The following is a 10,590-nucleotide window of genomic DNA, read 5'->3' on the forward strand; positions in this document are numbered from 1 at the left end:
CAACCAATGGCTGCCACACTTCGTGAACTTCGGGGGCGGATCCGCTCGGCCGGCTCGATCAAGAAGATCACCAAGGCCCAGGAGCTGATCGCAACGTCGCGGATTGCCAGGGCACAGGCCCGGCTCGGGTCCGCCCGGCCCTACGCCGAGCAGATCACGCAGATGCTCACCACCTTGGCCGCGGACGCCGCGCTCGACCATCCGCTACTCGTCGAGCGCCCCGAGCCGAAGCGAGCCGGCGTGTTGGTGGTGTCCTCCGACCGAGGTCTGTGTGGCGCGTACAACGCCAACGTCTTCCGTCGTTCCGAGGAGCTGTTCTCCCTGCTGAGGGAGGAAGGCAAGCAGCCGGTTCTCTACGTTGTCGGCCGTAAAGCGTTGGCCTACTACACGTTTCGGCACTGGGATATCACCGAGTCGTGGACGGGATTCTCCGAGCAACCCAAGTACGAAAATGCCGCGGAGATCGCGTCGACCTTGGTCGAGGCGTTCATGATGGGCACTGGCAATGGCGAAGACCAGCAGACCGACAACGATCAAGGCGTCGATGAACTGCATATCGTCTTCACCGAGTTCAAGTCGATGTTGTCGCAGTCGACCGAGGCCCGCCGGATGGCCCCGATGGTGGTCGAATACGTCGAGGAAGAGCCCACCCCGCGCACCCTTTACTCGTTCGAACCGGACGCGACGACACTGTTCGAGTCGCTGCTGCCGCGATACCTCACCACTCGGGTGTATGCCGCGCTGTTGGAATCCGCGGCATCGGAGTTGGCATCGCGGCAACGAGCGATGAAGTCGGCCACCGACAACGCCGATGACCTGATCAAGGCCCTGACGCTGATGGCGAACCGCGAGCGGCAGGCCCAAATCACCCAGGAGATCAGCGAAATCGTCGGTGGCGCAAACGCGCTCGCTGACGCCCGCTAGGTAGCCCCCACGAGGAAGCGAAGAAAGAAATGACTGCAACAGCCGAAAAGACTGACAAGCCGGAGCGTTCAGAGACCAGCGGCCGCGTGGTGCGGGTCACCGGCCCCGTCGTCGACGTCGAGTTTCCGCGCGGCTCGATCCCGGAGCTGTTCAACGCTCTCCATGCCGAGATCGACTTCGAGTCACTCGCCAAGACGCTGACGTTGGAGGTGGCCCAGCACCTCGGCGACAATTTGGTGCGTACCATCTCGCTGCAGCCCACCGACGGGCTGGTCCGCGGCGTCGAGGTGACCGATACCGGCAAGCCGATCTCGGTGCCGGTTGGTGAGGCGGTAAAGGGCCACGTCTTCAACGCGCTGGGAAACTGTCTGGACGAGCCCGGCTACGGAGAAGACTTCGAGCACTGGTCAATTCACCGCAAGCCGCCGGCATTTGAGGACCTCGAGCCCCGGACCGAAATGCTCGAGACCGGTCTGAAGGTTGTCGACCTGCTGACCCCGTACGTGCGTGGTGGCAAGATCGCCCTGTTCGGCGGCGCCGGTGTCGGCAAGACGGTGCTGATTCAGGAGATGATCAACCGCATCGCCCGCAACTTCGGTGGTACGTCGGTCTTCGCCGGTGTCGGGGAGCGTACCCGCGAGGGCAACGACCTGTGGGTCGAGCTTCAGGAAGCCAACGTGCTGAAGGACACCGCTCTGGTTTTCGGCCAGATGGATGAGCCGCCCGGCACCCGTATGCGGGTCGCGCTGTCCGCGTTGACCATGGCGGAGTGGTTCCGCGACGAGGCCGGCCAGGACGTGCTGTTGTTCATCGACAACATCTTCCGGTTCACCCAGGCCGGTTCGGAGGTCTCCACGCTGCTGGGCCGGATGCCGTCAGCGGTGGGATACCAACCGACGCTGGCCGACGAGATGGGTGAACTGCAGGAGCGCATCACGTCCACGCGGGGGCGTTCCATTACGTCGATGCAGGCTGTCTACGTGCCGGCCGACGACTACACCGACCCGGCGCCGGCGACGACGTTCGCCCACCTGGACGCCACCACCGAGCTGTCGCGTGCGGTGTTCTCCAAAGGCATCTTCCCGGCGGTCGACCCGCTGGCGTCGAGCTCCACCATCCTGGACCCCGGCGTCGTCGGTGACGAGCACTACCGGGTTGCTCAGGAGGTCATTCGAATCCTGCAGCGCTACAAGGACCTTCAGGACATCATCGCCATCCTGGGTATCGACGAGCTGTCCGAAGAGGACAAGCAGCTGGTGGGACGGGCGCGGCGGATCGAACGCTTCCTCTCGCAGAACATGATGGCGGCCGAGCAATTCACCGGTCAACCGGGTTCGACGGTCCCGGTGAAGGAAACCATCGAAGCGTTCGACCGGTTGACCAAGGGCGAATTCGACCACGTTCCCGAGCAGGCCTTCTTCCTGATCGGTGGCCTCGACGACTTGGCGAAGAAGGCGGAAAGCCTCGGTGCAAAGCTGTAACGAGCATCCGACCGAGCCGAAAGGTGGTGTGCCATGGCGGAATTGAACGTTGAATTCGTTGCCGTCGACCGCAAGATCTGGTCCGGCAAGGCAACATTCCTTTTCACCCGCACCACCGTCGGTGAGATCGGCATCTTGCCGAATCACATTCCGCTGGTGGCCCAGCTGGTCGACGACGCAATGGTTCGTCTGGAGCGAGAGGACGACAAGGATCTGCGCGTCGCCGTTGACGGCGGGTTCATGTCGGTAACCGAAGACGGAGTCACCATTCTCGCCGAATCCGCGGCATTCGAGTCGGAGATCGACGAGAGCGCAGCCAAACAGGACGCCGAGTCCGAGGATCCCCGGATCGCCGCCAAGGGGCGTGCGAGATTGCGCGCTATCGGCGCGATCGACTGACACGTCGATGAGCGTGCCCATGGTCGGCATGGTCGTGCTCGTTGTCCTGTTGGGCGTTGCCGTGCTGGCCCTGAGCTATCGGCTGTGGAAGCTACGCCGTGGCGGTACCGCGGGAATCATGCGAGATATCCCCGCGGTCGGAGGTCACGGTTGGCATCACGGCGTGATCCGCTACCGTGGTGCCGAAGCCGCCTTCTACCGGCTGTCCAGCCTGCGCTTGTGGCCGGATCGCCGGCTCAGTAGGCGAGGTGTCGAGATCGTGGCCCGGCGGGCGCCACGCGGCGACGAGTTCGACATCATGACCGACGAGATCGTCGTTCTGGAATTGCGTGACACGACCCAGGATCGCAGGTCGGGGTACGAGATCGCGTTGGACAAGGGGGCGTTGACCGCGTTCCTGTCGTGGCTGGAGTCGCGCCCTTCGCCGCGCGCACGACGTCGCAGTATCTAGCCTCGTCATCCTCGAAAGTTCAAGCGCCCGAAGAGATCTGCCGGTATCCACGACGGCCGCGAGGGCGGGCCACTGGAATAGCTGTGCTGCCTTACTTCTCGGGCTTGTCTTCTCCGAAGCCACCGCCCGGCCGCCACATCAGGTCACCTCCCGGGTTGGCCACCCGGGACAGAATGAAGAGCAGATCAGAAAGCCGGTTCAGATACTTCGCCGGTAAGACGCTGACTCCTTCCTGATGGGCGCTAACGGCGGCCCATGCCGACCGCTCGGCTCGCCGCACCACCGTCCGGGCGACGTGCAGCAGGGCCGACAGCGGCGAACCGCCAGGAAGCACAAAGGAATTCAGTGCTGGCAGGGCCTCGTTGTATGTGTCGCACCACTCTTCGAGCCGGTCGATATAGGTCTGGGTGATTCGCAGTGGGTGGTGCGCGGAGTCTTCCGCCGGCTCTCTCAAGGGGGTGGACAGATCCGCGCCGACGTCGAACAGATCGTTTTGGATCTGCCGCAGCACGTCGGTCAGCTGGCGATCCGGGTTTCCCAGTGCCACGGCGACACCGAGCGCGGAGTTGGCCTCGTCGCAATCGGCGTACGCCACCAGGCGAGCGTCGGTTTTCGGGACCCGTGAGAAATCGCTCAACCCGGTGGTACCGTCGTCGCCGGTTCGGGTATAGATGCGGGTCAGGTGCACAGCCATAGGAGAAACGGTACCGGGCTCACTTAGTTGGCCGACTGACAAGCCGATAGCGCTTCACTAGACTGACCCGGGTGGCGGAGCGATTCATGGTGACTGGTGGTAACCGGTTGTCAGGCGAAGTCGCCGTCGGAGGCGCGAAAAACAGCGTTCTCAAGCTTATGGCCGCGACGCTGCTGGCCGAAGGCACCAGCACAATCACCAACTGCCCGGACATCCTCGATGTACCGCTGATGGCGGAAGTACTGCGAGGGCTGGGTGCCACCGTCGAGCTCGACGGCGACGTCGCGCGTATCACCTCACCAGACGAACCGAAGTACGACGCCGACTTCGCCGCGGTGCGCCAGTTTCGGGCCTCGGTCTGCGTGCTGGGACCCTTGGTCGGGCGATGCAAACGGGCCAAGGTCGCTCTCCCCGGCGGCGATGCGATCGGTTCGAGGCCGCTAGATATGCATCAGGCAGGTCTTCGGCAACTGGGTGCGCGCTGCAATATCGAGCACGGGTGCGTGGTGGCCCAGGCAGAAACCTTGCGCGGTGCGGAGATTCAGCTGGAGTTTCCCTCGGTGGGAGCTACCGAGAATATCTTGATGGCCGCCGTATTGGCCGAAGGTGTGACCACCATTCACAACGCGGCTCGTGAACCCGACGTGGTCGATCTGTGCACGATGCTGAATCAGATGGGCGCGCAGGTGGAAGGTGCCGGTTCGCCGACGATGACCATCACCGGCGTCCCCCGGCTGTACCCCACCGAGCATCGGGTGATCGGGGACCGCATCGTCGCTGCCACCTGGGGTATCGCCGCGGCCATGACACGTGGCGACATCACCGTGACGGGCGTCGACCCGTCACACCTCCAACTAGTACTGCACAAATTGCACGACGCGGGCGCCACCGTCACCCAGACCGATGACAGCTTCCGCATCGTGCAGTACGAGCGCCCCAAGGCCGTCAACGTTGCGACCTTGCCGTTCCCCGGTTTTCCGACCGACCTGCAGCCGATGGCGATCGCGTTGGCATCGATCGCCGACGGTACCTCGATGATTACCGAGAACGTGTTCGAGGCGAGGTTCCGGTTCGTCGAAGAGATGATCCGGCTGGGGGCTGACGCGCGCACCGACGGTCACCACGCAGTCGTGCGCGGCCTGCCACAACTATCCAGTGCGCCCGTCTGGTGCTCAGACATCCGGGCGGGGGCTGGCCTGGTCCTGGCCGGGCTGGTCGCAGATGGCGACACCGAGGTTCACGATGTGTTCCACATCGACCGCGGCTATCCGTTGTTCGTCGAGAACCTGGTCAGTCTCGGCGCCGAGGTCGAGAGGGTATGCTCTTAGATGCGCCCGGCGGACCCGGTCATCTTCTCAAAGTTGGCCGGAACCGGGGCTTGACCAAGTCGCCAGAATAGTATTAAGCTGGCAGGGTTGCCCCGAAGCGGGCGAAAACAAGCGAGCGTGTTGTTTGAGAACTCAATAGTGTGTTTGGTGTAATTGTTTGTTGTTGTTTTTTTCGACTACGCCGTTCACTCCCCGTGTGGGGCGTAGTCGTATATTCAGATGCCAGTTATTGGCGTCTTGTCAGGTATCTCTGATTGTAAATTCGCCTCGTTGATCGAGGGGTTTTTGTTTGGAGAGTTTGATCCTGGCTCAGGACGAACGCTGGCGGCGTGCTTAACACATGCAAGTCGAACGGAAAGGCCCTTCGGGGTACTCGAGTGGCGAACGGGTGAGTAACACGTGGGCAATCTGCCCTGCACACCGGGATAAGCCTGGGAAACTGGGTCTAATACCGGATAGGACCACTTGGCGCATGCCTTGTGGTGGAAAGCTTTTGCGGTGTGGGATGGGCCCGCGGCCTATCAGCTTGTTGGTGGGGTGACGGCCTACCAAGGCGACGACGGGTAGCCGGCCTGAGAGGGTGTCCGGCCACACTGGGACTGAGATACGGCCCAGACTCCTACGGGAGGCAGCAGTGGGGAATATTGCACAATGGGCGCAAGCCTGATGCAGCGACGCCGCGTGGGGGATGACGGCCTTCGGGTTGTAAACCTCTTTCACCATCGACGAAGGTCCGGGTTGTCTCGGATTGACGGTAGGTGGAGAAGAAGCACCGGCCAACTACGTGCCAGCAGCCGCGGTAATACGTAGGGTGCGAGCGTTGTCCGGAATTACTGGGCGTAAAGAGCTCGTAGGTGGTTTGTCGCGTTGTTCGTGAAATCTCACGGCTTAACTGTGAGCGTGCGGGCGATACGGGCAGACTAGAGTACTGCAGGGGAGACTGGAATTCCTGGTGTAGCGGTGGAATGCGCAGATATCAGGAGGAACACCGGTGGCGAAGGCGGGTCTCTGGGCAGTAACTGACGCTGAGGAGCGAAAGCGTGGGGAGCGAACAGGATTAGATACCCTGGTAGTCCACGCCGTAAACGGTGGGTACTAGGTGTGGGTTTCCTTCCTTGGGATCCGTGCCGTAGCTAACGCATTAAGTACCCCGCCTGGGGAGTACGGCCGCAAGGCTAAAACTCAAAGGAATTGACGGGGGCCCGCACAAGCGGCGGAGCATGTGGATTAATTCGATGCAACGCGAAGAACCTTACCTGGGTTTGACATGCACAGGACGCGTCTAGAGATAGGCGTTCCCTTGTGGCCTGTGTGCAGGTGGTGCATGGCTGTCGTCAGCTCGTGTCGTGAGATGTTGGGTTAAGTCCCGCAACGAGCGCAACCCTTGTCTCATGTTGCCAGCGGGTAATGCCGGGGACTCGTGAGAGACTGCCGGGGTCAACTCGGAGGAAGGTGGGGATGACGTCAAGTCATCATGCCCCTTATGTCCAGGGCTTCACACATGCTACAATGGCCGGTACAAAGGGCTGCGATGCCGCGAGGTTAAGCGAATCCTTTTAAAGCCGGTCTCAGTTCGGATCGGGGTCTGCAACTCGACCCCGTGAAGTCGGAGTCGCTAGTAATCGCAGATCAGCAACGCTGCGGTGAATACGTTCCCGGGCCTTGTACACACCGCCCGTCACGTCATGAAAGTCGGTAACACCCGAAGCCAGTGGCCTAACCCTCGGGAGGGAGCTGTCGAAGGTGGGATCGGCGATTGGGACGAAGTCGTAACAAGGTAGCCGTACCGGAAGGTGCGGCTGGATCACCTCCTTTCTAAGGAGCACCACGAGAAGCACTCCAACTGGTGGGGTGCAAGCCGTGAGGGGTTCTCGTCTGTAGTGGACGAGGGCCGGGTGCGCGACAACGAACGAGCCAGACACACTATTGGGTCCTGAGGCAACACTCGGGCTTGGCCAGAGCTGTTGTCCCACCATCTTGGTGGTGGGGTGTGGTGTTTGAGAATTGGATAGTGGTTGCGAGCATCAAATGGATGCGTTGCCCCTACGGGTGGCGTGTTCTTTTGTGCAATTTTATTCTTTGGTTTTGTGTTTGTAAGTGTCTAAGGGCGCATGGTGGATGCCTTGGCATCGAGAGCCGATGAAGGACGTGGGAGGCTGCGATAAGCCTCGGGGAGCTGTCAACCGAGCGTGGATCCGAGGATTTCCGAATGGGGAAACCCAGCACGAGTGATGTCGTGTTACCCGCATCTGAATATATAGGGTGTGGGAGGGAACGCGGGGAAGTGAAACATCTCAGTACCCGTAGGAGAAGAAAACAAAAGTGATTCCGTAAGTAGTGGCGAGCGAACGCGGAACATGGCTAAACCGCACGCATGGGTAACCGGGTAGGGGTTGTGTGTGCGGGGTTGTGGGATCGATATGTCTCAGCTCTACCCAGCTGAGGGGCAGTCAGAAAGTGTCGTGGTTAACGGAAGTGGCCTGGGATGCTCTGCCGTAGACGGTGAGAGCCCGGTACGTGAAAACCCGGCACCTGCCTTGTATCAATTCCCGAGTAGCAGCGGGCCCGTGGAATCTGCTGTGAATCTGCCGGGACCACCCGGTAAGCCTAAATACTCCTCGATGACCGATAGCGGATTAGTACCGTGAGGGAATGGTGAAAAGTACCCCGGGAGGGGAGTGAAAGAGTACCTGAAACCGTGTGCCTACAATCCGTCAGAGCCCCTTTGTGGGGTGATGGCGTGCCTTTTGAAGAATGAGCCTGCGAGTCAGGGACATGTCGCGAGGTTAACCCGAGCGGGGTAGCCGCAGCGAAAGCGAGTCTGAATAGGGCGTATCACGCGTGAGCGTGTGTAGTGGCGTGTTCTGGACCCGAAGCGGAGTGATCTACCCATGGCCAGGGTGAAGCGCGGGTAAGACCGCGTGGAGGCCCGAACCCACTTAGGTTGAAGACTGAGGGGATGAGCTGTGGGTAGGGGTGAAAGGCCAATCAAACTCCGTGATAGCTGGTTCTCCCCGAAATGCATTTAGGTGCAGCGTTGCGTGTTTCACCACGGAGGTAGAGCTACTGGATGGCCGATGGGCCCCACTAGGTTACTGACGTCAGCCAAACTCCGAATGCCGTGGTGTATAGCGTGGCAGTGAGACGGCGGGGGATAAGCTCCGTACGTCGAAAGGGAAACAGCCCAGATCGCCGGCTAAGGCCCCAAAGCGTGTGCTAAGTGGGAAAGGATGTGCAGTCGCAGAGACAACCAGGAGGTTGGCTTAGAAGCAGCCACCCTTGAAAGAGTGCGTAATAGCTCACTGGTCAAGTGATTGTGCGCCGATAATGTAGCGGGGCTCAAGCACACCGCCGAAGCCGCGACAACCGCGAGGTTGGGTAGGGGAGCGTCCCTCATTCAGCGAAGCCGCCGGGTGACCGGTGGTGGAGGATGGGGGAGTGAGAATGCAGGCATGAGTAGCGATAAGGCAAGTGAGAACCTTGCCCGCCGAAAGACCAAGGGTTCCTGGGCCAGGCCAGTCCGCCCAGGGTGAGTCGGGACCTAAGGCGAGGCCGACAGGCGTAGTCGATGGACAACGGGTTGATATTCCCGTACCCGTGTGTGGGCGCCCGTGATGAATCAGCGGTACTAACCACCCAAAACCGGATCGATCACTCCCCTTCGGGGGCGTGGAGGTCTGGGGCTGCGTGGAGCCTTCGCTGGTAGTAGTCAAGCGATGGGGTGACGCAGGAAGGCAGCCGTACCAGTCAGTGGTAATACTGGGGCAAGCCAGTAGGGAGAGCGATAGGCAAATCCGTCGCTCATAATCCTGAGAGGTGACGCATAGCCGATTGAGGCGAATTCGGTGATCCTCTGCTGCCAAGAAAAGCCTCTAGCGAGCACATACACGGCCCGTACCCCAAACCGACACAGGTGGTCAGGTAGAGAATACCAAGGCGTACGAGATAACTATGGTTAAGGAACTCGGCAAAATGCCCCCGTAACTTCGGGAGAAGGGGGACCGAAATACCGTGAACACCCTTGCGGTGGGAGCGGGATTCGGTCGCAGAAACCAGTGAGAAGCGACTGTTTACTAAAAACACAGGTCCGTGCGAAGTCGCAAGACGATGTATACGGACTGACGCCTGCCCGGTGCTGGAAGGTTAAGAGGACCCGTTAACCGCAAGGTGAAGCGGAGAATTTAAGCCCCAGTAAACGGCGGTGGTAACTATAACCATCCTAAGGTAGCGAAATTCCTTGTCGGGTAAGTTCCGACCTGCACGAATGGCGTAACGACTTCTCAACTGTCTCAACCATAGACTCGGCGAAATTGCACTACGAGTAAAGATGCTCGTTACGCGCGGCAGGACGAAAAGACCCCGGGACCTTCACTACAACTTGGTATTGGTGTTCGGTACGGTTTGTGTAGGATAGGTGGGAGACTGTGAAACCTCAACGCCAGTTGGGGCGGAGTCGTTGTTGAAATACCACTCTGATCGTATTGGACACCTAACGTCGAACCCTGAATCGGGTTCACGGACAGTGCCTGGCGGGTAGTTTAACTGGGGCGGTTGCCTCCTAAAATGTAACGGAGGCGCCCAAAGGTTCCCTCAACCTGGACGGCAATCAGGTGACGAGTGTAAGTGCACAAGGGAGCTTGACTGCGAGACCTACAAGTCAAGCAGGGACGAAAGTCGGGACTAGTGATCCGGCACCTCTGAGTGGAAGGGGTGTCGCTCAACGGATAAAAGGTACCCCGGGGATAACAGGCTGATCTTCCCCAAGAGTCCATATCGACGGGATGGTTTGGCACCTCGATGTCGGCTCGTCGCATCCTGGGGCTGGAGCAGGTCCCAAGGGTTGGGCTGTTCGCCCATTAAAGCGGCACGCGAGCTGGGTTTAGAACGTCGTGAGACAGTTCGGTCTCTATCCGCCGCGCGCGTCAGAAGCTTGAGGAAACCTGTCCCTAGTACGAGAGGACCGGGACGGACGAACCTCTAGTGCACCAGTTGTCCCACCAGGGGCACCGCTGGATAGCTACGTTCGGACAGGATAACCGCTGAAAGCATCTAAGCGGGAAACCTTCTCCAAGATCAGGCTTCTCACCCACTTGGTGGGATAAGGCCCCCCGCAGAACACGGGTTCGATAGGTCAGACCTGGAAGCTCAGCAATGGGTGAAGGGAACTGGCACTAACCGGCCGAAAACTTACCAACACACAAGATTCGCAACCACTTTCCACGCTCACGGTGTCAGCCGTGGGTCCACACCCCCCACCAACACAATTTACATAGAGTTACGGCGGCCACAGCGATAGGGAAACGCCCGGTCCCA

The 10,590-nt window shown here is 60.3% G+C and carries 6 protein-coding genes and 2 rRNA genes; 7 read left to right on the plus strand and 1 reads right to left on the minus strand.

What is annotated here, in order from left to right; translation table 11 throughout:
• Positions 1–6: 6 nt before the first annotated feature.
• The 4 genes from BST40_RS19650 to BST40_RS19665 are packed head-to-tail and all read left to right on the plus strand — an operon-like array spanning position 7 to position 3,255.
• Positions 7–924, plus strand: coding sequence for a F0F1 ATP synthase subunit gamma (locus BST40_RS19650; RefSeq protein WP_075547320.1), 918 nt, complete (start codon positions 7–9; stop codon positions 922–924).
• 29 nt (positions 925–953) lie between these two features.
• Positions 954–2,405, plus strand: a complete 1,452-nt coding sequence (gene atpD, locus BST40_RS19655) for a F0F1 ATP synthase subunit beta (RefSeq protein WP_075547319.1) — start codon at positions 954–956, stop codon at positions 2,403–2,405.
• Between the two features lie 33 nt (positions 2,406–2,438).
• Positions 2,439–2,804: a F0F1 ATP synthase subunit epsilon gene (locus BST40_RS19660; protein ID WP_075547318.1), complete on the plus strand. Its 366-nt coding sequence runs from the start codon at positions 2,439–2,441 to the stop codon at positions 2,802–2,804.
• Between the two features lie 7 nt (positions 2,805–2,811).
• Complete coding sequence (locus BST40_RS19665; RefSeq protein WP_075547317.1) at positions 2,812–3,255, plus strand: DUF2550 domain-containing protein; 444 nt, start codon at positions 2,812–2,814, stop codon at positions 3,253–3,255.
• 91 nt (positions 3,256–3,346) lie between these two features.
• Here the strand turns inward: BST40_RS19665 and BST40_RS19670 are convergent, their stop codons facing one another.
• A complete protein-coding gene (locus tag BST40_RS19670; protein WP_075547316.1) occupies positions 3,347–3,949 on the minus strand; it encodes a cob(I)yrinic acid a,c-diamide adenosyltransferase in 603 nt (200 codons plus the stop codon).
• Between the two features lie 71 nt (positions 3,950–4,020).
• Here BST40_RS19670 and murA point away from each other — a divergent pair, with 71 nt between their 5' ends.
• The 3 genes from murA (at position 4,021) to BST40_RS19685 (ending at position 10,472) form a co-directional block, all read left to right on the plus strand.
• Entirely contained in the window at positions 4,021–5,277 is a 1,257-nt protein-coding gene (murA, locus tag BST40_RS19675) for a UDP-N-acetylglucosamine 1-carboxyvinyltransferase (RefSeq protein WP_075547315.1), read from the plus strand.
• Positions 5,278–5,563: 286 nt separating this feature from the next.
• Positions 5,564–7,092 (plus strand): 16S ribosomal RNA (locus BST40_RS19680).
• A gap of 276 nt (positions 7,093–7,368) precedes the next feature.
• A 23S ribosomal RNA gene (locus BST40_RS19685) occupies positions 7,369–10,472 on the plus strand.
• The 16S and 23S rRNA genes sit together here, the layout of an rRNA operon.
• Positions 10,473–10,590 lie beyond the last annotated feature (118 nt).

This window comes from Mycobacterium persicum (genome assembly GCF_002086675.1).
Classification (GTDB): domain Bacteria; phylum Actinomycetota; class Actinomycetes; order Mycobacteriales; family Mycobacteriaceae; genus Mycobacterium; species Mycobacterium persicum.